Here is a 24,621-nt window from a genome sequence, read left to right on the forward strand (position 1 = left end):
ATCATGAACGTATTTATGAAGAATATTACCTGCTTCCGGTACGCTGCGCTAGCTGCTACGGCCCTGGCTGCTGCTAGCTGCTCCAAGTTCCTGGACGTCAACGTCAGTCCTAACAACCCCATCACTGTGCAGCCCAGCGTGCAGCTGCCCACCATTACTATTGGCACCGCTTTCGTAGCTGGCAACACGCTGGGCCGCGATGGTGACCTGTTCATCCAGCACTTTGCCGGCATTGCCAACCAGCCCTTTACGGAGGATAAATACGCTATTAGCGGCAACTACGACAACGAGTGGCGCGGCGACCTGTACGGCAACAACCTGAACGGCGCCCAGACGCTCATTGCCAACACGCAGGGTACCAGCCCCGCCTACTCGGGCATTGCCAAGCTCCTCAAGGCCTACAACTTTGCGATGGTGACGGATATGTGGGGCGATGTGCCCTACTCGCAGGCCCTGCAAGGCCTTACGGTTATCCACCCGGCATTCGACAAGCAGCAGGATATCTACGAAGGCGCTACCGGCATTCAGAGCCTGTTTGACTTGGTGCGTGAAGGCCTGGCCGACCTCGACAAGCCCGGCACGCTGGCGCCGGGCGCCGACGACGCTGTGTATAAAGGTGACCTCACCAAGTGGAAAAAGATGGGTAATATGCTGCTGCTAAAGTTTGCTAATACCGTCAGCAAGAAAGACCCGGTACTGGCCGCCAAGGTGATAAACGAAGTGCTGACAAAGGGGGCCGACGGTACCGCGGCCATCTATGCCAATGCCGATGACTTCGCGGTGCCCTTCGGCACGGCGGTGGGCAATACCAACCCGTTCTACTCGTACAACGTCACGAACCGCCCCAACGACCAGATGGCCAGCACGCGCTTCCTGGACTCGCTGGCGGCGTACAAGGACCCCCGGATGCCGAAGTACTTTACCACTACTCCCGCTAACACGGCCCCGACCGAAACTACGGTTTTTGGCAAGTTTACAGGTATTGAGAACGGTAGCAACGCCACCGCTCCGGTGCGGGCCAACCGCTCGCTCTACAACACCTACGTGCTGGGCAACGCCGGTGAGGCGCCGGTGCGCCTGCTCACCAATTTCCAGCGGTGCTTTATCTTGGCCGAGGCCGTTATCACGCTCAAAACGCCGGGCATTGCCGACTCGCTCTACAAGCAGGGTATTCGCGCGTCGATGCAGGAAACCGGTCTTAGCCAAGGAGATATCAATAGTTACTTCAAGGCCAATCCGGCCATCGTGACCCTCAGCGGCACCGATGCCCATAAAGTCAACCAGATTATCCGCCAGAAATGGACGGCCTGGGTCGGCAATGGCTACGAGGCCTGGAACGACTACCGCCGCACGGGCTACCCCCGACTGCAGCCCGCACTCAACGTGTCGTTTACGCCCAATATCCCGCAGCGCCTGCTCTACCCCCCCTCCGAGGTGGCCGCCAACGGCGACAACATGCCGACGGTAACCATCGCTACCCCCGTGTGGTGGACCAGCACTCCCAATCCGCTTTATTATGCCAATTAAGATGAAAAAAATAGCTACTCAGCTCGCGTTGCTGCTCGTGCTGGCCGTCGGTTTTTCGGCTTGTAAGAAGGACTACGGCAATCACCTGGCCCCGTTGCAGGACAGTATTGCGGCCATTCCGGTCACCGTTACCAACCAAGTGTATTTCGAGCGCTTCCCCGTCGTCACCACCACCGTGGGCGCCGATGGCAACGGTACCTTCTCGATTGCCTTCAGCATTCCGGCCGACAAGGGTAAAATCAAGGAAATCACCAAGGTAGCGACTGGCAACAGCGGCGTCGAATACCTGCAGAGCAACCTGTACCCCAACTACCTGCTTACCCCGGTAGCCGGCAACGGCACGAATACTATCACTTTCAGTTCGGACCTAAACGCGGTACGCAGCTACGTGACGCGCCTCAACGCGGTGTTCCCGACTCTGCCCGCTGGCTCTACCAAAACGGCAGCCTTTGCCTTCACCGGCACCTCGACCGGCGGCGCGGGTACCCTCACGCCCAACGCCAACGCCCAGACGCCCAATCAGCTACGCTTCTTCTTCCTCATCACCCTGGAAGACGGTACGCAGCTTATCACCACTGAAGTAGACGTGCGCCTGCTGTAAAACGGCCCGCAACTGCAGCATACGAAAAGAGCCCCGGCAGTATTGCCGGGGCTCTTTTGTTGCAAACTGGGGGGTAGGGACCTACGCGGCCAGGGCGGCGGCGTAAAACACCTCAAGCTGCTGCATTATCTGCTTGATTTCCAGCAAAAAGCCATCGTGCCCGTAGCCCGACTCCAGCTCGCCGTAGATAGCGCCCGCGATGCCCTGCGCCAGCTCGCGCTGCTCGGCCAGCGGAAAGAGCACGTCGGAGGTGATGCCCAGCACCAGCGTGCGCGCCCGAATGCGGGCCAGCGCCGGCCCTACCCCCCCCCGGCCGCGCCCCAGGTGGTGAGTGTCCATGGCCCGGCTCAGGGTCACGTAGCTGTAGGCGTTGAAGCGGGCCACGAGCTTATTGCCCTGGTAGCGCTGGTAGCTGCTGGCGCGGTAGTCGCGCAGGCGCGGGTCGGCCTCGTCGTCGGTCTGGGTGGTGTTATAAGCCTCGTAGCCGCGGTAGCTGAGCAGGGCTACGGCGCGGGCGGCGCGCAGGCCCGCGCTACCCCCCTCCGGCGCGTGGGCGTGGTAGGTGGGGTCGGCCTCAATGGCCAGCCGCTGCGCCTCGTTAAAGGCAATGCCCCAGGCCGAGTGCCGGGCATTGGTAGCAATAACTACCAGGTGCTGAATGAGCTGCGGCTGCGCCAAGGCCCACTCCAGCGCCTGCTGCCCGCCCAGGGAGCCACCGATAATGGTATGAATGCGGGCCAGCCCCAGGTGCTGCCGCAGCGCCTCATGCGCGGCCGCCAGGTCCCGGATGGTGAGCAGCGGAAACTCCTCGTAGCGCGGGGCGCCGGTGGCCGGGTCTATATCGAGCGGGCTGGTGCTGCCGTAGCACGACCCCAGCACGTTGGCGCACACGATGTACCAGTCGGCCGGGTCAAAAAAGCAGCCCGGCCCAAACAAGCCCGCCCACCAGTCCAGCACATCGGCATTGGCCGTGAGGGCGTGGCACACCCACACCACGTTGTCGCGCGCGGCGTTGAGCTGGCCCCAGGTGCGGTAGGCCACCTGGCCGCCAGCCAGCGTGGCCCCACTCTCGAGCGGAAAGGGGGTAGGGAGGGGGAAAGATAAATCGGGCATAGCGGCGGATAGACTAGAAAGAGCAAAGGCACTACAACGCAAAATGGTGCCACCGCCCAGAGGCAGTGGCACCATTGCTAAGAGCTTGATAACTTATACTTCGAGCGGCTGGGCATGCTCCGGCTCGGGCTCCGGAATCGTGTCCACGGCCTCGTCCTTGCCCTTGGGCACGGCCGTAATGGCGGCGGCAATAGCCTGCTCCAGGTCGGCGATGATGTCCTCAAAATGCTCGATGCCTACCGACAGGCGCAGCAGCGTGGGCGTTACGCCCGAGGCTTTCTGCTCGGTTTCACTCAGCTGCTGGTGGGTAGTAGCCGCCGGCTGAATGATAAGCGTTTTGGCATCGCCCACATTAGCCAGGTGGCTGATGAGCTTGAGGCTATCAATGAGGGCCGTGGCGGTTTCCTTGCTGCCGTGCAGCACAAACGACAGCACGCCGCCGAAGCCGCGCTTCAGGTACTTCGCGGCATTTTTGTGGTGCGGGCTGCTGGCCAGGCCGGGGTAATTAACGCTGGCCACCTGCGGGTGCTGCTCCAGCCACTGCGCCACCTTCAGGGCGTTTTCGACGGTGCGCTCCACGCGCAGGCTCAGGGTTTCGACACCTTGTAGCAGCAGGAACGAGTTGAACGGGCTCTGCGACGGGCCGAAGTCGCGCAGGCCTTCCACGCGGGCCCGGATGATGAAGGCGATGTTGCCAAACGGCCCACCTTTGCCAAATACATCGTTGAAAACCAGGCCGTGGTAGCCCTCGCTGGGCTCCGTGAACTGCGGGTACTTGCCGTTGCCAAAGTCGTAGGTGCCGCCGTCCACAATCACGCCGCCGATGGTGGTGCCGTGGCCGCCAATCCATTTGGTAGCCGACTCCACCACGATGTTGGCGCCGTGCTCCAGGGGACGGAACAGGTAGCCGCCCGCGCCGAAGGTATTGTCTACCACCAGCGGAATATCGTGCTTTTTAGCCACCGCTGCCACGCGCTCAAAGTCGGGTACGCTAAAGCTGCCGTTGCCAATCGACTCGACGTAGATGGCACGGGTGCGGTCGTCAATCAGCGACTCGATGCTGTCGGCGTCGTCGCCCTGGGCAAAGCGCGCCTCAATGCCAATGCGCTTGAACGCCACCTTAAACTGGTTATAGGTGCCGCCGTAGAGGTACGAGCTGCTCACCAGGTTGTCGCCGGGCTGCAAGATGTTGTTTAGGGCAATGAACTGCGCCGCCTGGCCCGAGCCCACGGCCAGCGCCGCTACGCCGCCTTCGAGCGCCGCAATGCGCTGCTCGAATACGTCGGTGGTGGGGTTCATCAGGCGGGTGTAGATATTGCCAAACTCCTTCAGCGCAAACAGGTTAGCGCCGTGCTCCGCGTTCTTAAACACGTAGCTGCTGGTTTGGTAAATGGGCACCGCGCGCGAGCCGGTGGTGGGGTCGGGCTGCTGCCCGGCGTGTAGTTGAAGCGTCTCGAAGTGCTGGTTTTGGGTGGCCATGATGCTAAAAAATAAAGACTGTTGAAGTTGAAAATCAAGTAAAAAAAGCGGCGGCGGCTACCTAAGCCGGAATAGCCACCGGCAGTTGCGCCAGCGCGGCCAGCAAGGTCGCCGGGTCGGGCCGGTGCTTGAAGTTGGCCTCCACCTGCGCCCAGGCAATTACGCCGTCGGTGCCGATGAGGAAGGTGGCCGTGAGCGGCAGCTCGTCGTCGGTGGTCCCGTTATAGGCGGCCAGGTCAATGCCCACGCTACGCAGCGTCTCGGCCACCTCGGCGCCTACCCCATAGGCCAGGCCGTACTGCCGGGCCACGGCGTTGCCGGCGTCGCTCAGCACCGGAAAGGTTAGTTCTTTCTCGCTGGCCGTCAAGCTAGTAAAGTCGGGGGTTTGGGGCGATATGGCTACCAGCGTGGCATCGTATTGGGCAAGCTCGGGTAAGATTTGCTGGTAGGCGCGCAGCTGCACGTTGCAGTAGGGGCACCAGTTGCCGCGGTAAAACGTGAGCACCACCGGGCCTTGCTCCAGCAGCGCAGCCAGGGTTTGGGGCTGGCCGGCCGCGTCGGGCAGGCTGAAGTTGGGGGCCGATTGGCCGGCGGCAAGGGCGTGGCGGACAATACCAGCGGCTTCAGTGCGGGCAATACCGCCGTCGATGCTGCGGGCGGCGGTGGGGGGTAGGGCGGTGGCCAGGTGCTGGGCCGTGGCCGTAAGGGCTTGCTGAAAGGCGGTAGCGGAAACGAGGGTAGACATGACAAGTAACGGGAAGTAGCTGCGAGAAAAAAGTTTTTGTCAAACTCCGTGCTGTTGGCTGGTTCGCGGCTTCGGGTGGGGGTAGGCAAGCAATTAGATTGCTAAATACTTGCTAGCTAATAAGTTGACTTTGCAGTGACTATATCAAGCGGCAGGCGCCGGGGCCAAGCCAGCCGGCGGAAGCAATACCCACAAAAGAAGCGGAGCGAATAGCGCCAGAGGCGTTAGCCTTGGCAACAACAGCACATTCGCATTCGCCCGGCTGCGGAAGCCGGGCCAGCTACGGCCGATTGCAGAGAGTTTCCCAGGCTGCGCACCGAAGCGGCAGGGTAGGAAGGAGCAGCGAAAAAGGATGCGTGTGCCATGGTACTCGGTTTATAGCCCCCCAGGCTGCGGCGAGCAGCTACTGGGGTAGGAATTGGCACCTTTCAGCGGGTGAAGGTTGCCAGCGGGTCACGGAGCCTAATCTCTCGCCGCTTCTGTATAAAACTTACTAAAACTGCCCCGCCTGCTGCGGGGGAGTACCGGATTGGTGAGGGCAAATATAAGCAGTGCGTTTACTTATGCAAGAAAACCAAGAAAAAAATGTAAGGTAAGCTTTAGCTTGCCATAATTCTTCTCACCGACGGCAAGCTAAAGCTTACCCTACACTATAAACAAAAAGGCCACCCCAATGCTGGAGTGGCTTTTCTCACCTTTTTTCTGCAAAAAGTACCTAGATACTAGGTAGGGTTAACTCCTGACCCACTTCAATGTGGTCGGGGTTACTGCCGATGATGGCCTTGTTGGCCTCGTATATCTGGTGCCACTTAGCGGCGTCGCCGTAGTGGTTTTTAGCAATCTTGGAAAGCGAGTCGCCGCTCACTACGGTGTAGGAAGTACCAGCGGCAGCCGCATCAGCAGGTTGGGCGCTGTTGCCGAAAAAGTCGGTGCCAGTACCCGTAGTAGCCGGAGCAACGGGCTTTTTATCACCTTCATTATTCAAAAAATCGAGCAAGCCCATGTGACTAGTGCGGTTAGTGTGAGAAAGAATAGCTGCCACAGCGGTGCTGGGTGGCTTTGAGCCTTTTACGGGGGTAGGGGGGCAAGGTTACTACGCATAACTAAAAAAAAAGCAGTGCGTAAGCAGAGCCGTATTCACCAGCGCTTTTCCTTTCACCTTCTTTTTTCTTTCCCCCATGAATCTTTCACACGTATCCTTCCGGTCCTACTTCACCTCCTTGCTTAGCGTGGTGGCGCTCTTGTTCATCATGTCTTCGTGCGGCAGCGATAAGGGTAAGGTAGAGGAAGTTAACAAGCTGTATGGCTCAAGCAGCAAGGCGTGGGTGACCGACAAGCAGACCGACGCGGCCGGCGACAAAGTGAAGCAGGACGCCGCAGCCCAGGACCAGGAAATCAGCTTTGCCTCGAACGGCACCTACTCAGGCACGCAGAGCGGCAAGTACGTATTTGACCAGGCCGCCAAAACCATCGTGATGACCCCCGAAGGCAGCACCACCAGCAGCACGTTCAACATCGAAACCCTGACCGATGACAAGCTGACGCTCGTGAACCCCAACAGCCCCGATTCGAAGCTGATGCTGAAGACTAAGTAGTAGTAGATTTTAATGGGCCTATGCCCAACCCAAACCCTGCGCCGTAACGGGCGCGGGGTTTTTTTATGCGCAAAGGGCCGGGAGTGGCGTTAAAAAGCGGTCCTTTGCGTTGAAAATTTGGGTAATAAGATGTTTAACTTGAACCTTGACCAGAAAATGAAGTGGTTTTGCCGGCTGTTGCTGTGGGTGGGTAGCGTAGGGATAATGCCGGCCGCGCGGGCGCAGGTCGCTGCTGGCGAGGTGCCCGCGCACCGCCTGCGCAGCCTGAGCCCGGCCGATACCACGTTTGCCGAGCTGGAATTTCTGCGGTCGGAAATTGGTGGGGCGCGGGTGGTTTTTCTGGGTGAGCCTACTCACGGTGAGGGCAACGTGCTGGCCGCCAAGGCGCGGCTGGTGGCCTACTTGCAGCAGCGCCTGGGCTTTACGACGCTGGCCATGGAAAGCGGTTTTTTTGAGCTCAACAAGGCGCAACGCGAGATAGCGGCCGGCAAGTCGGTTGCTAAAAACCTGAGGAGCAGTATTTTCCCCGTCTGGATGCGCACTCAGGAGTTTCAGGCCGTGGTGCCGCTGGTGGGGCCCGATGGCCTGCGCGTCACGGGCTTCGACCCGCAGCTGAGCGGCGATTACAGCGACGACCTGGTAGATGACCTGGAAGATTTTCTGGATGAGGGCAAGGCCAGCGACAAAACCCTAAATTTTGACCTGCTCGACGATGCCGTTGCCTTTATGGCGGAGCACTACGCCTTTCCGCCCACCCAGCCGCTGGCCGCCTTCGAGGCCGAGCTAGCCAAGACGGAGCCGCTGTTGCGCCGGGCCGCCGCCGCCGCTAGCCCGGCCCGCCGCGCCGAGGCCGCCTTCTGGCAGCAGTGCGTGCGCAGCCTGCTGGCGCTGGCCCGCGACTACGCCGCCCACGACCCCGGCGCCAAAACCGCCGCCACCTTCGTGGCCGCCGACAGCAACCCGCGCGACGCCCAAATGGCCGACAACCTGCTGTGGTACCTGCGCCAGCACCCCGCCGAAAAAGTCATCTGCTGGGGCGCCCTACCCCACTTCGCGGGCCGCGTGAGCGTCCTCAACAGCGAGGAGCTGCGCAGCTTTCAGCCGATGGGCCAAGCCGTGCGGGCGGCGCTGCCAGCGGGCCAAGTTTACATTCTGGGTACGCTGGCGGGCGGCGGCAGCCACGGCCTGCCGGGCACGGCGGGCGTGCCCGTGCCGCCGCCCGCGCCAGGCACCCTGGAGGCCAGTCTGCTGGCCCTCGACTCGCCGGTTGCCTTCGTGAGCCTGCGGCACGACGCGCCGGGCCGCCAGCTTACTACCTATGCCTTTGACTACCAGCCGCTGGCCGGCCCCTGGAGCGAGGTGGTCGATGGCTTCCTTTTTTTGCGCGAGGTAGAGCCGCCGCACCTAGTGCCCGCCGATAGCACCACGGCCGCCGCGCCCGCCGATAGCGCCGCCGTGCCCGTGGCGGCCCTACCCCTGCCCGGCTCGCTGAACCCCGTGCCCAGCCGCACCGGGGCTACCGTGCGGCGCGTAGTAGCGGCCGCCGACGTGTCGGGCCTGCGTACGGTGCGGGGTGTGGTGCTCGACCAGCGCCGCGCGCCGGTGCCGTATGCCTCGGTGGAGCTGGCCGGGCAGGGTAGGGGCACCGTGGCCGATGCCAACGGCCGCTTTGCGCTGGCGCTGCCCGGCCCTACTTCCCTGCTGGTGAGCAGCCTGGGCTACAACGCGGCCACGGTGCAGTCGCCGCGCGGCACCGAGGAGCTGACCGTGGTGCTGACGCCCGCTAACTATGCCCTCGACGAGGTGCGCGTAGCCAGCGCCCCGCCCGACCCGCCGACTATTCTGAAGAACATCATCAAGAGTATCCCCACCAATTATGTGCAGCAGGACTATGCCAGCGAGGTGTATGAGCACCGCCGCCTCAGCAACTTCGACACCCTGCGCTACGAGGCCGAAACCGTGAGCCGGGTGTGGGTGCCGGCCGGCTACCGGCACTTTGCCGGCGGCTTTTTGATGCTGGAAGGTGGCCCGACGCGGCAGGTGGAGCAGCGCCATGTCCTGGTAGGCGCCGCCAGCCTGCCGCGCAGCTCCGTGGCCGAAGCTATTGCTGGTCCGGCGGGCAGCGTGGTTGACCCGATGCGGATTTCGCCCCTTTTTGAAGACCGCAACCGCCGCAAATTCACCCTGAAGCTCGACAGCGTGCGCCAGCGCGGCGCCGAAACGCTGTACGTGCTGAGCTTCGCGGCCAAGAATGCTAACCACCGCAGCACTGGCGCTTACCTCGAAGGCGTGTACCAGGGTAAGCTGCTGGTGCGCCAGCGCGACTACGCCGTGCTGCGCTACGAGGCACTCTGGCAGCTCGATACGGCCTACTACAACGGGGTAGCGCGTAAAAATTACTTGAAAAACAGCCTGGTAGCGCAACTCTACCGCCAGGTGTTCACGGCCACCCGTACCACCCATGTAGTCGATTACACCCAGGGCGCCGACAACCGCTACTACGCCCGCCGCAGCCTGGCCCAGTCCGCGAGCGCCGGCCGCGTGCTCAAAACCGGGCAGCCCTTCTACTATCAAAGTCAGAGCGAGTTATTCTTCAAGCCGCTACCCGATGCCGGCCCGGCCCCAGTGGCGCCCAAGCCGCTCAAGGGTAGCCCGCCCGTGTCGCCCCCCCCGGTGCCTTACCGCCCCGAATTTTGGAATGGCTACCAGCGGCCGGGCGGCGCGCTGGCTACGCCGGTCGGGCAGCCGTAGGGGAGTAGGACTCAGTAGCGCGAACCTTGTAGTTCGCGTCCCCGCGCCGCTAAAATCGAGCGAACGGCGCGGGGACGCGAACTACAAAGTTCGCGCTACTGCCCAGCTTCTACACTGACCCCAAACTGCTTTAAGTAAAATATTTATGACCCGTTTGCCAGCGCGTTTTTTGGCGCTTCTTTGGTTCTTTTGTGGCGGCTGGGGTAGCAGCTTTGCCACGCCCACCGTGCAGGTGCGTCTGCAAGTAGCGCCGGCCACGCACTCATTTGCCTGCGAGTACACCTTTAGCCTGCCAGCTACCGACACGGCCTCCGTAGTGCGGCTGAATCTGAACCGGCAGTTTTCCATTCAGCATCTTACCAGCTCCCAGGCTATTCGGCAGCGCGTCGTTCGGCGCTATTACCCCTACTTTGCCGATACCATGCAGCAGGTGGAAGTGCGTTTTCTGGCTCACTTGCGGCGGGCCAGGCAGCTGACATTCACCTACTCGGGCACGCTGGATAAGAACCTGCGCACGGCCCAGGTGATGGAGTTTAGCGGGCATTCTAACTGGCTGCCCTTTCGGCCGCTGCTTGAATATGAGGTGATTGCCTACTCCCTGGTGGTGAGCGTACCCCCGGCCTACCAGGTGCGTAGTGCCACGCCGGGTCAGCACGAGCACGGGCAGTGGACCTTTCGGGGAACGGGCAGCGCCGTGGAAATTACGGCGCTGGTGGCACCCCAGTTTCAGCAAGTGGCTTCTGCCAAAGGGCCGCGTATTCTGGTGATTAAGGCCGCGCCGCCGCTGCTGGCCCGTGATACCCTGCTGCTGCACAAGGCCGAGGATATTATTGCGTTTTACAACCGCTCCCTGGGTGCCCAGGACCCCATCACGCGGTTTAGCGTCTTGCTGCCTGGCACCAACCGCGATGCGTTTGGCCTGCTCGATAACGCTACCGTTATTACTTATTCTGACTTCGATGTGTCGAAAAAGGACGAGCTGCTGATTCTGGCGCACGAAATCAGCCACAAGTGGTGGGGCTACGGCTCCGTGCATGACGAAACCGAGTGGCTCAACGAAGCCTTTGCCACGTACGCCAGCCTGCTCTACCTGCGGGCCAGCGGCGACTCAGCGGGCTATCGAACCGAGCTGGCCAAGCGGGTGAAATCGGCTGCGGGAGCCCCGGCCATCAGTGGGTTTGACCGCGAGCAAGCGCCCTACCCCCTATTTCGCCGCGTTATTTACGATAAGGGAACCGTGGTTCTGGCCGCTCTCCATGCTCGCGTCGGGACAGAAAAAATGTGCGCTATCCTGGCAAAAACTGCCGCCGAAAAAGTCAGTACAACGGCCGGCTTCCTGGCAGTAGTTGCGCAGGTGAGCGGCCCGGCCACCCGCCAGTGGCTGGGCGCAGAGCTGCGCCACTAGCGGCCACTCGCTAGCAAATTATTCCCGTTGCCGGCCGGTTGTGGCCAGGTAAATCACCCCGTAAACACCCGCTACCTACCCGCCCGAAACGTGCGCGTGACCCAACCGGGCAAATACGCCACGCCCAGCGCCAGGTAGAAATAATAGGTCACGATGCGGTAGAGCAGCACCAGGAAGCTCGTCATGGCCGCCGTGCCCATAAAGCGGCCGAAAAACGTGGGAAACGCGCCCTCCGCAATGCCCGCGCCGCCCGGCGTGATGGCCAGCAGCAGCACCACTTTGTAAGTGATGTTGCGGGCGAAGATGAACAGGAACGTGCTCGTCGTCATGGGCGTGAAGGCCGCAATAAGACAGCCAATAATCGCGTAGCGGGCCGTCCACACAAACACGGTGCTCAGGCTGGCGCGCCACCAGTAGGCTGCGCCCGCACCTTGCAGGTGCTCCGAGGCCAGCACCATTTCCTGGCCCTGGCGATAGGCTTGCCGCCGAAACCTGCGCAGTAGCCGCGTCGAGGCCAGCCGCACCAGCAGCCGCCGTACCGAGCGCGGGTTGATAAATAGGGCATAAAGCAGCAGTGCCGAATAGGCCGATACGGCCACGTAGCTGAAGATAAAAATGGCCCGTAGCGTCTGGACAAAGGCCGACTGCAAGCCGTGGGGGTAGAGGCCATCGCCCGCCAGCCACACCACCAGCGGTACCATCAGCACGTAGTACAGGTTGTCGAGAAAAGCCGTAACGATGGTGTAAGCAATGGATTTGCCCAGCGGAATGCCCTCGCGGGTGAGAATGACCGGGGCCGCCGCCGTGCCACCCGCCGCCGAGGGCAGCACGCACGAGGCGAATTCCCACACCACAATTACCCCAAACGCCTGCCGCCAGCTCAGGGCCCGCTCCGCGATGTAGCGAATGCGGTAGATGTAGCCCAGGTCGCGTGCCCACAGCACCAACAGCGTGATTACCAGCCACTCCCACTTGGCATCGAGTAGCGGGGCCAGGTCGCCGGGCTTGTACGAGCGCCAGAACAGAAACCCCACCACGCTCAACCCAATCAGTGCTGGCAGCACAATGCGCGACGGCCGCAGTTGCCGCAGCAGGTCGGCATCGAGGCTGTTCGGGGCTGGCGGGGGGGTAGGGGGGGCTGAAGGCATAGGCACAGTAAAGGTGCGGCAAAAATACGGCGGCCCACCAGCTCGGGGCGGGCGGGGGGGGTAGGAACGCAAAAAGGTCCGGCCGCAACACCTGCGACCGGACCTTCTCTCACGTAAGCACTTACTCTAAAAACGGCGCAAGCTAGGGCCGCCCGCCAGTCTGGCCCGCCGGCGTGATGCCGCCCGGCGAAGTAGTGCCCGGCGAGGGCGCACCCACCGGCGAAGTAGGCGAGTTGGGCTTCACAGCCGGTGAGGGAGTTGGCTTGGTCGTGGTGCTATCGGGGGAGGTAGTGGGCACAGCCACGCCGGGCGTGGTGGTAGCCGGCGAGCCCACGGCGGGCATCGTAGCCGGGCGGCCAGCGGCGCTGTCGGGGCTGCCGGCCTGGTTGCGCAGGCCCTGGAGCGAGTCGGCCGGAATAGCGCGGCGCGTCGAGTCGGTAGCGCTGGCTGGGCTGCCGGCACCGGCTGGGCGGCCAGCGCCTGGGTAGCCGCCGGGGCGAGCGCCGCCGGCGCCAGCTGGGCGGCCAGCGCCCGCTGGGGCACCGCCACCAGCCCCGCCCGCGCCACTACCGGCTCCGCCTTCTAAGCCGCCGCCGCCGCCGCCGCCGCCGCCCGCGTCGCCGCCTTCTTTCAGGTCGTCATTGCTTACGCCTTTGCGGTTGCGGGGCCGCTGGTCCACCGTCAGCTTACCGATGCGATAGCTGAAGTTAACCTTGAGGCTCAGGCGGTTGAGAACGTTGGCGCTGTTCTGCGTCAGCACCGGGCCGTTGATTGCCACGCCATTGTAGCTATCCACGTAGGGCGTGCTCACCGAGTTGCGAATGGTAATCTGGTTGCTGAAAAAATTCTCGGCCCCAAAGCCGAAGCTGCCCCGCTTCTCAGCGAAGTTGCGCTGCAAGCTCAGGCTGTACACCCCAAAGCCCGACTGGTAGCCCTGCAGCTGCACCTGCTGGCCCCGCACGAAGGCGAAGGCCTGCAACGCCCATTCCTTGCTCAGGTTGTATGAGCCAAAAATCCGCCCGTTCACCACGAAGCCCTGGTTGCTGGAATTGTAGATGCTGTTCTGGTCGTTGTTGCGTAGTACGTTGTAAAACAAATCCATGCTGCCGTTAAGGCTCAGCTTGGTGTTGTTGATACCCACAAACAGGTTGGTGCCGTAGGCCCGCTCGGTACCCGCGTTGCGGTACGTCGAGAGCAGCGCGCCCACCGCCCTGGTCGGGTTGAGCGAGTCGGCCAGCGGCACCCGCACGGTCTGGATGGCATTGTTGGTGCTGCGCACGAAGGTCGAGATGTTCAGATTCACCTTCTGCTTAATCAGTGTGCTGTAGCCCAGCTCGTAGTTCTGGGTGTTTTCCGGGCGCAGGGTAGGATTGCCGGCCGAGGCATTCAGGGGGTTGGAGGCCTGCACGTTCGGGTTCAGGAATTGCAGCGAGGGGCGCTGAATCCGAATGTTGTAGGCCAGCTTGAGCACGTTGCCGTTGTCGAACTTGCGCGACAGGTTCACGCTCGGCAGCACCTTGAGGTAGTCGGGAATATTGGTATCGGTGAGCACCCCCTTCGGGTTGCTGAAGCTGGCCTGGATGGTCGTGTACTCGAAGCGCACGCCCGGCTTCAGGGCAAAGCCCTTGGGTAGGCCCAGGGTGTAGGCGGCGTAGCCGGCGGCCACGTTCTGCTGGTACAGGAAGGAGTTGGGGGCCGGCGGGTTAGCCGGGGCCAGGCCGGGGCCGTAGAAGTTGCTGTAGTCGCTGGTTACGCGCCGCGCGATGTTTTTCACGCCCAATTCCAGCAGCTGGTCCTTGGCGGTGGGCGACTGGTAGTCTATCTGCCCGGTTATTTCCTGGTTGCGGCTCTGGTTGTTGTTGCCCAGCTGGCCCAGATACGACCGGTCGCCGGGCGCGAACACGTTGTTAGTGAAGTCGCTGGTCTGGTTGTTCTGGCTAAATAAAGTCAGCACGCTCAGCTCGCGCTGCTTCACCTCGTAGAGGTGCGTGTAGTTGAGGCTCGCATCCACGGTGCCCGAGTTGCTGGTCGAAACCACGTCGCGCACCGACGAGATGCCCGGCGTAATGCCCGCCAGCGTATTGCTGATGAGCTGGTCCTGGTAGTTTTTGCCGTTGCGAATGCCGTAGGCCACCGAGCCGGCCAGCGAGTTTTGCTTGTCAAAATCGTAGGTCAGGCCCAGCGTGTAGCGCCCGAAAGCGTTGGTTTGCCGGGTAGCGGCGCTTTGCTCCACGGTGGTGCGCTGGCCGTTTTGCAGGTTGGTGCTGGTTTGCACGTTCTCGAAGCTGCCCGGCGTGTTGTACTGCGCCCGCCCAAAGCCGCCCAGCGAAGCCCCAAACTTGCCGTTGCTCACGTTGCCGTTCAGGCCCAGGTTGCTGCCCCGGGTGCCGGCGCTGGCGTTCACGTTCAGCGAGGCCCCGCGCAGGTTGTTCTGCTTGGTAATGATGTTGATAATACCGCCCGAGCCTTCCGCGTCGTACTTGGCCGAGGGCGAAGTAATTACCTCCACGGTTTGAATCTGCTCAGCCGGAATCTGCTTGAGGGCGTCGGCCACGCTGCTGGCCGCGATGGTGCTGGGCTTATTGTTAATCAGCACTTTAATGTTCTGGCTGCCGCGCAGGCTCACGTTGCCGTCCAGGTCCACGCTCAGCAGCGGCACGCGCTTGAGCACGTCGGTGGCATCGCCGCCGGCCGTCGTTTTGTCCACGTCAGCATTGTACACAGTGCGGTCTACGCGCTCCTCAATGAGGGGCTTTTTGCCGGTTACTATTACCTCGCCCAGCTTTTGGGCCGCCGCGGCCAGCGCGATGGTGCCCAGTGCTACGTTGCCGCCGGCATCGGGCACCGTGATGGTGCGCGACTGCGTGGTGTAGCCAATAAAGCTGACCTCGACCCGGTACGTGCCGGCCGGAATACCGGGCAGTACAAACTTGCCATCGTCGCCGGCCACGCCGCCGTTCACGGGGCTGTTGGTGCTGGGATTGATGACGTTGACCGTGGCGTATGACACTGGCTTGCCGGTGGCTGCCTCCGTGATGGTGCCGCTAAGGCGACCCGCCGACCGGGTAGGGGCCGCAGGCGCGGCCGCCGGGCGGCCGCCCGCCTGGCCGTAGCCCAGGTGCGGACTGGCAAAAAAAGCGGCGGCCAATAATCCCGCCACAGGTAGCGTAGTCTTTTTCATAAAAATCATAACGGCCAAAGTGCGCAAACGGCGCACAATAGTTGCACTGCCAGCCTACGTTTTTAGTAAATGGTCGGCCGAGAGCTTTCTTCTGCCGACTAAGCCAGCCATACTACCGGTTGTGCCGGCCGGCTTAGTTGGCTTCTGGGGCCAGCCTTTCACAACCGCCCACCGTGGCTTGTCGTACCTTTGAAGTCGGCCGGCCAATCTTTTAGCCCGCCCCGCGGTTGCTTAGCCGCGCCCCATTTCCTGCTGCCCCCGATGATTATTGAACCCGGCCCGCTCCTGGCGGCGATATCCTCGCCCGACGATCTTAAAAAACTCGCTCCCGAGCAACTAGTGCAAGTGAGCACCGAATTGCGCGAGTTCATTATCGACACGGTGAGCATCTATGGGGGGCACTTCGGCGCTTCGTTGGGGGTAGTGGAGCTAACGGTGGCCCTGCACTATGTTTTCAATACGCCTTACGACCAATTGGTCTGGGATGTTGGGCACCAGGCTTATGGCCATAAAATATTAACAGGTAGGCGCGACCGCTTCCCCACCAACCGCCGCTACGGCGGCATGTCGGGCTTCCCGAAGATGTCGGAGAGCAAGTACGACGCCTTTGGCGTGGGTCACAGTAGCACCAGTATCGGGGCGGCGCTGGGCATGGCCGTGGCGTCGGACTACAAAAAAGAGTTTGACCGCCAGCACATTGCCGTAATCGGCGATGGGGCCATGACGGCGGGCATGAGCTTTGAGGCGCTCAACCACGCCGGCGACATTCGCAACAACATGATTGTCGTGCTCAACGACAACTGCATGAGCATCGACCCCAACGTGGGCGCGCTCAAGGAATACCTCACCGACATCACCACTTCGCGCACCTACAACAAAGTGCGCGACGAGCTGTGGAACGTGCTGGGCAAGCTGAGCAAATTCGGCCCCAACCCGCAGCAGATTGCCCGCAAGGTGGAGGCCGCCATGAAGGCTACCCTCCTCAAACAGAGCAATTTGTTTGAGGCGCTGAATTTCCGGTACTTCGGCCCCGTCGATGGCCACGATGTGCAGCATCTGGTAGCCGTGTTGAATGACCTCAAAAGCATTCCGGGCCCCAAGCTGCTGCACTGCGTGACCGTGAAGGGCAAGGGCTACGCGCTGGCCGAAAAAGACCAGACGCTGTGGCACGCGCCGGGCCTGTTTGACAAGATAACGGGCGAGATTTACAAGAAAATCCCCGACAAGCCGCAGCCACCCAAGTACCAGGACGTATTTGGCCACACGCTGCTGGAGCTGGCCCAGGCCAACGATAAGATTATGGGCGTGACGCCCGCCATGCCCAGCGGCTCGTCCTTGAACATTATGATGGCGGCCATGCCCGAGCGCGCCTTCGATGTGGGCATTGCCGAGCAGCACGCCGTTACGTTTTCGGCGGGCCTGGCTACGCAGGGGCTGGTGCCGTTCTGCAATATCTACTCGTCGTTTATGCAGCGCGGCTACGACCAGGTGGTGCACGACGTGGCTTTGCAAAACCTGCACGTGGTGTTCTGCCTCGACCGCGCCGGCTTTGCCGGGGCCGACGGCCCTACCCACCACGGCAGCTACGACCTGGCCTACATGCGCTGCATCCCCAATATCGTGGTGAGCGCGCCCATGAACGAGCAGGAGCTGCGCAATCTGATGTACACCGCCACGCTGCCCGAAAACGCGGGTCCGTTCAGCATTCGCTACCCCCGCGGCGAGGGCGTAATGCCCGAGTGGCGCACGCCCTTGCAGCGCGTGGCCATTGGCACGGGCCGCGTGGTGCACGAGGGCGAGGCGGGCGGCGTGGCCATCCTCAGCATTGGCCACATCGGCAACTACGCCGTGAAGGCCACCGCCACCCTGGCCGCCGAGGGCCTCGACGTGGGCCACTACGACATGCGCTTCTGCAAGCCGCTCGATGAAGAAATGCTGCTGGCCGTGGCCCGCCGCTACCGCGCCATCGTGACGGTGGAAGACGGCTGCCTACCCGGCGGCTTCGGCTCGGCCGTGCTGGAGTTTCTGGCCGATAACGGCCTGCACCTGCCCGTGCGCCGCCTCGGCATCCCCGACCGCGTAGTGGAGCACGGCACCCAAGACCAGCTCTACCACGAGTGTGGCTTCGACGCCGTCGGCATTGCGACAACCGTGCGTGAGCTGAGCGCCAAAGTGAGCGACACCGTGCGCGCTACGGTGCTGGGGTAGGGGCCTGGCGGGGTGAGTGGGCAAAAGGACATTGCTGAAAAATTGGTAATCAGCTTGGTAGTAAGTTTGCCGGCTGGGCTTGCCACTGGTCCCGCTAGCTCATTTTCTTACTCACGCGTTCGCTGCTATGCTCCACGATTTACAAGAAGTGCTGCACGCGTACTGGCAGCAGTTTGTGGTGCTGCTGCCGCGGCTGGTGCTGGCTTTGGTGCTGTTCCTGGTCGTTTGGATAGCCGCCGCGCGACTGCGCCCCTACCTCAACCGCAAGCTGTCGGCCCGTTCTGATGACCCGCTGCTGACCAGCTTTCTGACCCAGATGGGGCGCTGGCTTGTGGTGTTGGTGGGCCTGCTGGTGGCCATGCGGATTGTTGGCCTCTCGGAGCTGGTGGGCGGGTTGATGGCAGGCGCGGGCGTGTCGGCGTTCATCGTGGGCTTTGCCTTCAAAGACATTGCCGAAAACTTCCTGGCCGGCGTCATTCTGGCCTTCAACCGGCCCTTTAACCTCATGGACACCATCTCCATTCAGGATGTGATGGGGCGCGTGCACGAGTTGAACATTCGCAGCACCCGCGTCAAGACCTTCGATGGCAAGGATGTGTACATCCCGAACGCCACGGTGCTCAAGGAGAAGGTGACTAACTTCACCCGCGACGGCTTTATCCGGCAGGACTTTGTGGTGGGCATTGACTTTGATGACAGCGTGGCCGGGGCTACCCAGCTCATTCTGGAGCAGCTGCGCCAGCTGCCCGAGGTGCTGCAAAACCCGCCCCACGAGCCCCTGGTGATTGTCAACGAGCTGGCCACCAGCACCGTGAATCTGAAAGTGATGTTCTGGACCGAGAGCGACGACTACCGCCGCGGCGTGCTCGAACTGCTGAGCCAAGTGATGGACCGTACCAAAATAGTGCTGGCCGAAAACGGCTACTCCCTACCCCCCGATATTATTGAGATTCGCCTGCCTGGCTTCCAGAAAGCGCTGCCCATCGAGCTAATTCGCAGCGGCAAGCCTCTGCCTGAGCCACCCCCGGCCAAACAATAGTCCGCCCGAAACTGTCTTATCTAAACGCCGTCGGCGGGGCCTACCCCCTCGAAGGCGTTCACCCTTAAGACCTTTTCCACTATGGCTGCTACCACCGCCACCTACCCCGCCACGTTCACCATCGGCGGCGACCTCACTGTCAACCGCCTCGGCTACGGCGCCATGCGCATCACCGGCGAGGGTATTTGGGGCCCGCCCCAGGACCATGCTGAGTCTATTCGCGTACTGAAGCGCGCCGTGGAGCTTGGCGTCAATTTTATTGACACCGCCGACAGCTACGGCCCCAACGTATCGGAAGAACTGATTGCTGAGGCGCTGCACCCCTACAAGCAGGGCCTCGTGATTGCCACCAAGGGCGGCCTGCTGCGCACCGGCCCCAACCAATGGCCCGTCGATGCCAGCCCCAAGCACCTCGAAGAAGTGCTGCACGGCAGCCTCAAGCGCCTGAAAGTGGAGCAAATCGACCTCTACCAGCTGCACCGCATCGACCCCAACGTGCCGATGGAGGACACGTTCAAATTCCTGCAAAAAGCCCAGCAGGACGGCTTTATCAAGCACATCGGCCTCTCGGAAGTAGAGGTAGACCAGATTAAGAAGGCCCAGGAGTTCTTCGAAGTAGTATCGGTGCAGAATATGTATTCGGTCGATAACCGCAAGTGGGAGTCGGTGCTCGACTACACCCGCGAGCAGAACATGGCGTTCATTCCATGGTACCCGCTCTCGGGCGGCAATAAGGAGGCCCTGGCGGCCCTCGATAGCCTAGCCAAAAAACACGGCGCCACCCAGCAGCAGATTGCCCTGAGCTGGCTGCTGCACCACTCGCCCAACATCCTGCTCATCCCCGGCACGTCGAAGGTGAAGCACCTGGAAGAGAACATGAAAACGGCTGATATTCAGCTCTCGGCCGACGACATGGCCACCCTGGACAAAATCAAGTAGGTGCAACGCAACTGCTACCGAGCGCGTTAAGAAAAGCCGACCAGCCCGCCTGGTCGGCTTTTCTTTTTCTCCCTACCCCTTCCGATATAACCCATGCCGCGCCTCCTTTCCGCTCTTACCAAGCCGCTGCTGGCGCTGGCCCTCGGGCTGGCCGCCTGCTCGTCGGAGCAAGCTACCACGCGGGTCGATAGCCGCCCCGGCCTCAACCTGAGCCGGTACAAGACCTATAATTTCATGGACCTGCTGGCCCGCAACGACTCGGCTTTCATTAACACCGGCTCCAACATCTTCGACCTCAAGCGCGCCGTGACGCACGAGATGGAAGCCCGCGGCTTCCGGCTGGCCGCCCAGCCCGACATCTGGGTGAACATCGGCCTCGTGACCGAGCAGCGCACCCAAACCCGCCAGGCCAACTACCTCACCGACGGCGCGCCCTACTACATCGGCCAGCGCAACTACCACTGGCAGGCCAGCGACATTCCGGTGGGCGAGTACCAGGAGGGCACCGCCACCATCGACCTGGTTGATGCCGCCCGCAAGGAGCTGCTGTGGCAGGGCGTCACATCCACCATCCTGTCGCGCAAGCCCAGCCGCGCCTCTCAGCAGATTGACAAGGGGGTAGCCGACGTGTTTGCCCGCCTACCCATGCCCGCACGGTAAGTGTAATGTAAAATAGAGTGGCACTCCGTTTCCGCGCGAACGACTCGTTCAACGGGAAACGGAGTGCCACTCCGTTTTACACTCAGTGGGCGCTGCGGCGGTCGATGAGCTGCACCACGTCTTTGGTCGAAACCGACTGGCCGGTTTCGGCGGCGCGGTAGATGGCTTCGAGCAGCTGCACATCGCGCAGGCCCATTTCGCCGGGCACGCGGGTGGGCTTGTTGAGTAGCACGCACTGGGCGAAGTCGTCCATCTGGGTGGCTTGCTGGTTGATATTGGGCAGGTTGAGCTTGCCGTCGTTTTTGCTGGTTTTGCCCGCCAGGCCGCCGTAGCCAAAGGCCGGCTCCAGCTCAAACCAACCCTGGGCAGCGTCGGCACGCAGGCGGCTCATGTTTTCGGTGTAGCTGGTGCGGCAGTCGGCCACCGTACCATCAGCAAAGCGTAGCTGCCAGCTGATACCCGCCTCCACGTCCTTGAACAGCGCCGGGTTGGAATTAGGCGCGAACTTGGCCGTGACCGACACCGGTACCTGGCCCTTGGTATAGAGGCAGCCCTGCAGGCAATAAATGCCCATATCCATGAGTGGCCCGCCGCCGCTGAGCTTCTTGTTCACGCGCCAGGGTGTGCCGCCGCTGCCAAACTTGAAGCCGTTGTCGGCCGCCAAGTGGTTGATTTTGCCGTAGGCCTGCGACTGGCCCAGGCGCATCATCTCCTGGTTGTGCGGCTCGAAGTGCAGTCGGTAGCCGATACTGAGTTTCTTGCCAGCCTTCTCCATCGCCGCAATCATATGCTTGGCATCGGCCACCGAGGTCGCCATCGGCTTTTCGCAAATGACGTGCTTGCCCGCCTGCGCCGCCCGCACCACGTACTCGGCGTGCAGGGCATTGGGCAGCACCACGTACACAATATCGATGGCCGGGTTGTCCATCATCCGGTCAAAAGTCTTGTAGTCGTAGCAGTTCTTGGCCGCGATGCCGTATTGCTGCTGCCACTTCACAGCTTTTTCGGGCGAGCCGGTTACTACCCCCGCCAGCTGGCAGTACTTGGTTTGCTGCAGGGCCGGCGCCAGCTGGCCGGTGCTGTAGTTGCCCAGGCCCACCAGCGCCACGCCCAGCTTGCGCTCGGGCGCCAGCCAATCGAGAGGGGCGCCCAGCGCTGCGGTGCCGGCCAGCGTGGCCCCCGCACCGAGCGAGAGCGTGCGCAGGAAGTCGCGCCGGGAAGAGGGGGTAGGGGTCAGCAAGTCAGTCATGAGGAAAAGGAAAAGGGTAGGGTGGGCATACCGGTGTTGGGGTCGGTGGGTTGCGCCGGGCTTGGTTGGGGGTGTTCTGATAAACAAGAAAGAACGTCATGCTCATCTGGCGTCCGCTTGTCGAAGCATCTCTACCACGCCGCTAGAAATAGTAACCTACTGGCGTGGTAGAGATGCTTCGACAAGCGGACGCCAGATGAGCATGACGTTCTTTCTTGTTTGAGTCTGAAAAAACAGTCTACTCGTCCTCCGGAAACTTGCCCATATTGCCGCTCTCAAAGTCGGCGATGGCGGCCATCAACTCCTCGTTCGTGTTCATCACAAACGGCCCGTAGGTAGCCAGCGGCTCCTCAATGGGCGCGCCGGCCAGCACAAGCACGAGGCTGTCGGCAGAAGCCGTGAGTTGCACGTCGGCCGAGTTCCAGCCCAGCACCACGAGCTGCTGCGTGCGGGCCGGCCGGTCGCCGTTCACCAGCACTTCGCCGCGCACTACGTAGAGGCCCACGTTGTAGGCAGGGGGTAGGGACAGCACAAAATCAGCCCCCTTAGTCAGCTTCACATCGAGCAGGGTGAGGGGCGAAAACGTGTCGGCTGGCCCCGTGGCCCCGCCGTAGCTGCCCGCAATGACGCGGATGCTACCCCCGCCGCCCGCTACCGGCACGCTCGGGATGGCGGCGGCGCGCAGCTCCTGGTACTTGGGCGGCACCAGCTTGTCGGCCTTGGGCATATTCACCCAGAGCTGCAATAGCTCCAGGGTGCCGCCGCGCCGGGCAAAGTCGCGGTCATACATTTCGGCGTGGCGCAGGCCGGCGCCGGCGGTCATCCACTGCACATCGCCGGGGCCGATGGTGCCGTCGTGGCCGGCCGTGTCGCGGTGGGCCAGGTGGCCATCATACACCACCGTCACGGTTTCGAAGCCGCGGTGTGGGTGCGGCGGCGAGCCCAGCGGTGTATCGGTGGGCGCAATCTGCATTGGCCCGATGTGGTCGATGAGCAGGTAGGGGCTCAATTGCCGGATACGCGGCCCCGGCATGGGGCTGGTCACGTCGAAGCCGTCGCCCACGGCCTTCTTGTTGCCATCAATAACCTGAAAAACGCGGCGAAATTCGGGAGTGGCCATCGCTGAGAATAGAAACGGTGTAGGTACAGTCTTTATAAGCCGGGGCGGGGTAAAAGGTTATGGGTTACTGTGCCTCGGCTGCCGCTGAGGGGGCGAAAAGTGTAGTATCCGTTACGCGTAACTCCACTAACACATCAACTGATACCAGTAGGTTGAGGCGTGCTTGATGGGCTTCCAAAGAAGCGGTGCGCGGTGGAAATTCCTCTGTGAACCCAACGCAGGCAATGGCGAGTACCGCTTGGCGCGCTGCCAAGATACCATTAGCGTAAAAGTCGTTGATGGAATTGGCCAGCTGCGGAATACAATCTTTAATGCGGTCAGTGCGACGCCGGTAATTACCGTGCTTAAATTCCACAAAGTGGATAGTTGCGTCCTGTACCAGCGCGCAGTCGCAGCGACTAGGGTCGTCGGAGGTAAACAAGCAACAATCAATAGCCACCAAGTGAACGGGTTGGCCAGTTTCGTTTTGCACGGTCAGCTCGCGGTCTTCCTTATCCGGTCCCAGGCGATAAGTAGAAGGCAGCCGTTCAGTTGCCTCGTCGCCAGCTAAAGACAGTGGGTCGTAAACGTGAAAAACCGGATGGAAAAGTGTCGTAATGCAAACCGCCTGTTCCTTCGGCGGGTAAGCCGCGTGAATACGCTCTATCATTTGATAGCAAATCCTTTCGACAGGCGGATAAGATTATCAAACGCATCGGCGGCATCGCCCGAAAGCCCGTCCAGCTCATTATTGTCAATCAATCCTAATTCAGCATCGACCAGCGATTGCACGCCGCCATTCTCCACTTGGTAGCAGGCAAATTCCTTGGGGTTAATCCAGCTAGCTTCAGGCACGATGGCCGCCACAGCCTCTTTACGGTCGGGGTGCTTCTCAGCCACCTGGTAAGCGTAAAGCAGCAGGTTGAGATGCGAGAGAATGTAGGGACTGTGTGTGGTGATGGTCAGATCGTTATCGCCCTTCGTGCATTTCTCCACCAGCCAGTTCAGCAGCCCTTGCTGGGCGGTGGGGTAGAGGTTCAGCTCCGGCTCTTCTATAATGAAGCTTTGTGCCTGCTCGGTGTTGCGGCTCAGGTGCTCTAGCAACACTAACAACGGGGTGACAGATTGAACGCCGCTGGCGGTTTCCGCAATTTTTAGCGGGAGTTGATTTGCTAGGACAATAAGGTCTTGTTGGTTTAAGCGAAAAAAATCAATCCCTAAAAAGGGTATTCGCAGAAATTCTATGGATTCACGAGCCTGAAAATAAAGGTTTGCAAAGGCCGTTAGGGTTTTTGGTAATCCGATGTTTTCACTCATCAGACCAGGCCAAGCAGTATTTATCGCTGCAACAAATATTCTTTCCGAAGGAACATATACTGGAGTTGTTGGAGCTACTATTTGGTTGAAACTTTCTTCATAATTTTTTAGTAACTCACTAGCAGATAAGAGATTATGCAATTTATTTTTAGACTTTGAATTTAATAAATCAGAAATTGTAGAAATTTGCTTTTCTAAGTATTCAGTAGATTTTTCATCTAACTCCAATTCATAATCGCCTTTGCCATAATTAATTATACTTTTGACTGTTACCCAATTGAAAGTAGATTCATCAGATAGGTGAGATAGTATGTTGTAGTGTGTAAACTTTTCCTTTCTCGTTGAAATATACAGAGGGTCAGGATGCATCAATTCCTTATCTCTAGAAATCGCCGCCAGCTTCGCCAGCGTACTCTTACCCCCACCCGTCGGCCCAATAAAAACCGTCACCCGCTTAAAGTCCACCGTAGCGTCTTTAATGGGTCCGAAGTTCTTGACAATCAGCTGCTCGTTCATGGGGTAGGGAAATAGAATTTGGATAAAACTACAACGCGGCGGCCCCGTT

General features: G+C 61.0%; 19 protein-coding genes and 1 riboswitch. Of the genes, 9 read left to right on the forward strand and 10 right to left on the reverse strand.

Annotation, left to right across the window (positions count from 1 at the left end; all coding sequences use genetic code 11):
* Window positions 1-15 precede the first annotated feature (15 nt).
* Window positions 16-1,527 carry a SusD/RagB family nutrient-binding outer membrane lipoprotein gene (locus tag E4631_RS09175; RefSeq protein WP_167797031.1) on the forward strand — a complete coding sequence of 504 codons (1,512 nt, stop codon included), beginning with the start codon at window positions 16-18 and terminating at the stop codon, window positions 1,525-1,527.
* A gap of 1 nt (window position 1,528) precedes the next feature.
* Window positions 1,529-2,128: a hypothetical protein gene (locus tag E4631_RS09180; RefSeq protein ID WP_133656136.1), complete on the forward strand. Its 600-nt coding sequence runs from the start codon at window positions 1,529-1,531 to the stop codon at window positions 2,126-2,128.
* 81 nt (window positions 2,129-2,209) lie between these two features.
* On the opposite strand, the gene metX is transcribed toward E4631_RS09180, so the two are convergent.
* The 4 genes from metX to E4631_RS09200 form a co-directional block, all read right to left on the reverse strand.
* The gene (metX, locus tag E4631_RS09185) at window positions 2,210-3,241 is read right to left on the reverse strand and encodes a homoserine O-acetyltransferase (protein ID WP_133656135.1); all 1,032 of its coding nucleotides are present in this window, start codon (window positions 3,239-3,241) and stop codon (window positions 2,210-2,212) included.
* A gap of 93 nt (window positions 3,242-3,334) precedes the next feature.
* Window positions 3,335-4,720 carry an O-acetylhomoserine aminocarboxypropyltransferase/cysteine synthase family protein gene (locus E4631_RS09190; protein ID WP_133656134.1) on the reverse strand — a complete coding sequence of 462 codons (1,386 nt, stop codon included), beginning with the start codon at window positions 4,718-4,720 and terminating at the stop codon, window positions 3,335-3,337.
* A 61-nt stretch (window positions 4,721-4,781) separates the two neighbouring features.
* The gene (locus tag E4631_RS09195; protein ID WP_133656133.1) at window positions 4,782-5,465 is read right to left on the reverse strand and encodes a peroxiredoxin-like family protein; all 684 of its coding nucleotides are present in this window, start codon (window positions 5,463-5,465) and stop codon (window positions 4,782-4,784) included.
* Window positions 5,466-5,837: 372 nt separating this feature from the next.
* A riboswitch (SAM riboswitch) is annotated at window positions 5,838-5,955 on the reverse strand.
* A 225-nt stretch (window positions 5,956-6,180) separates the two neighbouring features.
* The gene (locus E4631_RS09200) at window positions 6,181-6,468 is read right to left on the reverse strand and encodes a LysM peptidoglycan-binding domain-containing protein (protein ID WP_133656132.1); all 288 of its coding nucleotides are present in this window, start codon (window positions 6,466-6,468) and stop codon (window positions 6,181-6,183) included.
* Between the two features lie 175 nt (window positions 6,469-6,643).
* Here E4631_RS09200 and E4631_RS09205 point away from each other — a divergent pair, with 175 nt between their 5' ends.
* The 3 genes from E4631_RS09205 (at window position 6,644) to E4631_RS09215 (ending at window position 11,216) form a co-directional block, all read left to right on the forward strand.
* Window positions 6,644-7,060, forward strand: coding sequence for a hypothetical protein (locus tag E4631_RS09205; RefSeq protein ID WP_133656131.1), 417 nt, complete (start codon window positions 6,644-6,646; stop codon window positions 7,058-7,060).
* 156 nt (window positions 7,061-7,216) lie between these two features.
* The gene (locus E4631_RS09210) at window positions 7,217-9,811 is read left to right on the forward strand and encodes an erythromycin esterase family protein (RefSeq protein WP_166647960.1); all 2,595 of its coding nucleotides are present in this window, start codon (window positions 7,217-7,219) and stop codon (window positions 9,809-9,811) included.
* 169 nt (window positions 9,812-9,980) lie between these two features.
* A complete protein-coding gene (locus tag E4631_RS09215) occupies window positions 9,981-11,216 on the forward strand; it encodes a M1 family aminopeptidase (RefSeq protein WP_133656129.1) in 1,236 nt (411 codons plus the stop codon).
* Between the two features lie 71 nt (window positions 11,217-11,287).
* Here E4631_RS09215 and E4631_RS09220 read toward each other — a convergent pair whose 3' ends face one another.
* Both E4631_RS09220 and E4631_RS09225 read right to left on the reverse strand, forming a co-directional pair.
* Window positions 11,288-12,364 (reverse strand): lysylphosphatidylglycerol synthase transmembrane domain-containing protein, encoded by a 1,077-nt coding sequence (locus E4631_RS09220; RefSeq protein WP_133656128.1) that lies wholly within the window; start codon window positions 12,362-12,364, stop codon window positions 11,288-11,290.
* A 142-nt stretch (window positions 12,365-12,506) separates the two neighbouring features.
* Window positions 12,507-15,545 carry a TonB-dependent receptor gene (locus tag E4631_RS09225; protein WP_166647959.1) on the reverse strand — a complete coding sequence of 1,013 codons (3,039 nt, stop codon included), beginning with the start codon at window positions 15,543-15,545 and terminating at the stop codon, window positions 12,507-12,509.
* A gap of 261 nt (window positions 15,546-15,806) precedes the next feature.
* Here E4631_RS09225 and dxs point away from each other — a divergent pair, with 261 nt between their 5' ends.
* From dxs to E4631_RS09245, 4 genes are all read left to right on the forward strand, one after another.
* Window positions 15,807-17,753, forward strand: coding sequence for a 1-deoxy-D-xylulose-5-phosphate synthase (gene dxs / locus E4631_RS09230; protein ID WP_133656126.1), 1,947 nt, complete (start codon window positions 15,807-15,809; stop codon window positions 17,751-17,753).
* A gap of 127 nt (window positions 17,754-17,880) precedes the next feature.
* On the forward strand, window positions 17,881-18,792 hold the full coding sequence (locus tag E4631_RS09235) for a mechanosensitive ion channel family protein (protein ID WP_133656125.1): 912 nt from the start codon (window positions 17,881-17,883) through the stop codon (window positions 18,790-18,792).
* Window positions 18,793-18,873: 81 nt separating this feature from the next.
* On the forward strand, window positions 18,874-19,731 hold the full coding sequence (locus tag E4631_RS09240; RefSeq protein WP_133656124.1) for an aldo/keto reductase: 858 nt from the start codon (window positions 18,874-18,876) through the stop codon (window positions 19,729-19,731).
* Between the two features lie 93 nt (window positions 19,732-19,824).
* Complete coding sequence (locus E4631_RS09245; RefSeq protein ID WP_133656123.1) at window positions 19,825-20,391, forward strand: DUF4136 domain-containing protein; 567 nt, start codon at window positions 19,825-19,827, stop codon at window positions 20,389-20,391.
* 82 nt (window positions 20,392-20,473) lie between these two features.
* Here the strand turns inward: E4631_RS09245 and E4631_RS09250 are convergent, their stop codons facing one another.
* The 4 genes from E4631_RS09250 to E4631_RS09265 all read right to left on the reverse strand — a co-directional run bounded on the left by E4631_RS09250 (window position 20,474) and on the right by E4631_RS09265 (window position 24,572).
* Complete coding sequence (locus E4631_RS09250) at window positions 20,474-21,640, reverse strand: Gfo/Idh/MocA family protein (RefSeq protein ID WP_133656122.1); 1,167 nt, start codon at window positions 21,638-21,640, stop codon at window positions 20,474-20,476.
* Between the two features lie 238 nt (window positions 21,641-21,878).
* Complete coding sequence (locus tag E4631_RS09255) at window positions 21,879-22,760, reverse strand: pirin family protein (protein ID WP_133656121.1); 882 nt, start codon at window positions 22,758-22,760, stop codon at window positions 21,879-21,881.
* 64 nt (window positions 22,761-22,824) lie between these two features.
* Window positions 22,825-23,409, reverse strand: a complete 585-nt coding sequence (locus tag E4631_RS09260; protein WP_133656120.1) for a hypothetical protein — start codon at window positions 23,407-23,409, stop codon at window positions 22,825-22,827.
* Window positions 23,406-24,572, reverse strand: coding sequence for an AAA family ATPase (locus E4631_RS09265; RefSeq protein WP_133656119.1), 1,167 nt, complete (start codon window positions 24,570-24,572; stop codon window positions 23,406-23,408). The genes E4631_RS09260 and E4631_RS09265 overlap by 4 nt, the downstream gene beginning before the upstream one ends.
* Window positions 24,573-24,621: the final 49 nt, after the last annotated feature.

It is taken from the genome of Hymenobacter sp. UV11 (genome assembly GCF_004684095.1).
GTDB lineage: Bacteria > Bacteroidota > Bacteroidia > Cytophagales > Hymenobacteraceae > Hymenobacter.

Coding starts and splice junctions, on each gene's coding strand:
- E4631_RS09190 (WP_133656134.1), bottom strand. CDS start 4,720: ATGGCCACCCAAAACCAGCACTTCGAGACGCTTCAACTACACGCCGGG.
- E4631_RS09235 (WP_133656125.1), top strand. CDS start 17,881: ATGCTCCACGATTTACAAGAAGTGCTGCACGCGTACTGGCAGCAGTTT.
- E4631_RS09175 (WP_167797031.1), top strand. CDS start 16: ATGAAGAATATTACCTGCTTCCGGTACGCTGCGCTAGCTGCTACGGCC.
- E4631_RS09200 (WP_133656132.1), bottom strand. CDS start 6,468: ATGGGCTTGCTCGATTTTTTGAATAATGAAGGTGATAAAAAGCCCGTT.
- E4631_RS09265 (WP_133656119.1), bottom strand. CDS start 24,572: ATGAACGAGCAGCTGATTGTCAAGAACTTCGGACCCATTAAAGACGCT.
- E4631_RS09195 (WP_133656133.1), bottom strand. CDS start 5,465: ATGTCTACCCTCGTTTCCGCTACCGCCTTTCAGCAAGCCCTTACGGCC.
- E4631_RS09225 (WP_166647959.1), bottom strand. CDS start 15,545: ATGAAAAAGACTACGCTACCTGTGGCGGGATTATTGGCCGCCGCTTTT.
- E4631_RS09220 (WP_133656128.1), bottom strand. CDS start 12,364: ATGCCTTCAGCCCCCCCTACCCCCCCGCCAGCCCCGAACAGCCTCGAT.
- E4631_RS09245 (WP_133656123.1), top strand. CDS start 19,825: ATGCCGCGCCTCCTTTCCGCTCTTACCAAGCCGCTGCTGGCGCTGGCC.
- E4631_RS09240 (WP_133656124.1), top strand. CDS start 18,874: ATGGCTGCTACCACCGCCACCTACCCCGCCACGTTCACCATCGGCGGC.
- dxs (WP_133656126.1), top strand. CDS start 15,807: ATGATTATTGAACCCGGCCCGCTCCTGGCGGCGATATCCTCGCCCGAC.
- E4631_RS09205 (WP_133656131.1), top strand. CDS start 6,644: ATGAATCTTTCACACGTATCCTTCCGGTCCTACTTCACCTCCTTGCTT.
- E4631_RS09210 (WP_166647960.1), top strand. CDS start 7,217: ATGAAGTGGTTTTGCCGGCTGTTGCTGTGGGTGGGTAGCGTAGGGATA.
- E4631_RS09250 (WP_133656122.1), bottom strand. CDS start 21,640: ATGACTGACTTGCTGACCCCTACCCCCTCTTCCCGGCGCGACTTCCTG.
- metX (WP_133656135.1), bottom strand. CDS start 3,241: ATGCCCGATTTATCTTTCCCCCTCCCTACCCCCTTTCCGCTCGAGAGT.
- E4631_RS09180 (WP_133656136.1), top strand. CDS start 1,529: ATGAAAAAAATAGCTACTCAGCTCGCGTTGCTGCTCGTGCTGGCCGTC.
- E4631_RS09260 (WP_133656120.1), bottom strand. CDS start 23,409: ATGATAGAGCGTATTCACGCGGCTTACCCGCCGAAGGAACAGGCGGTT.
- E4631_RS09255 (WP_133656121.1), bottom strand. CDS start 22,760: ATGGCCACTCCCGAATTTCGCCGCGTTTTTCAGGTTATTGATGGCAAC.